Source organism: Planctomycetota bacterium, from assembly GCA_039819165.1.
Classification (GTDB): domain Bacteria; phylum Planctomycetota; class Phycisphaerae; order Phycisphaerales; family UBA1924; genus JAHCJI01.
This window is the reverse complement of record JBCBSM010000032.1, coordinates 1-507: the sequence shown is the minus strand read 5'-3', so window position 1 is coordinate 507 and position 507 is coordinate 1. Positions and strand designations below refer to the sequence as shown.

The following is a 507-nucleotide window of genomic DNA, read 5'->3' as shown; positions in this document are numbered from 1 at the left end:
AGTTCAGCCCGGTGAAGATCGAGCTGAACCCGAGGATGAACACGCCCATCGTCGCGAAGATCACGCTCGTCGAGGTGGACGTGCTGTAGGGCGTGTAGAAGGTCCACCCGGTGTCGAGCCCGGAAGTGAGCAGCGTTGCAATGAAGAACAATGCGCCCACGCACCACAGGTGGAAGCTAGCGAGGTTCAGCCGCGGGAACGCCACGTCCTTCGCGCCAAGCATCATCGGCAGGAACACGTTGCCCAACGCCGCAGGGATGCTCGGGATGATGAACAGGAAGGTCATGATCGCGCCGTGCAGCGTGAACGCCTGGTTGTAGGCGTCCTGCGACTCTTGGACGTTGTCGCTGACGAGGTTCGGCGTGCCGTCGAGCAACTCGAGACGGACATGTCCCGCGTAGTAACCGCCGAGCAGGAACGCGGTCATCACGCCGCATAGGTACATCACGCCGATCCGCTTGTGGTCGAGCGTAAAGACCCACGACATGACCCCCTGCCAGAAGGTCG

The 507-nt window shown here is 61.7% G+C and carries 1 protein-coding gene; it reads right to left on the bottom strand.

The window, feature by feature from the left end; all coding sequences use genetic code 11:
* Positions 1–487 (bottom strand): cbb3-type cytochrome c oxidase subunit I (locus AAFX79_13895; GenBank protein MEO1009647.1); only part of this gene is annotated, 487 nt, incomplete at its 3' end.
* Positions 488–507: the final 20 nt, after the last annotated feature.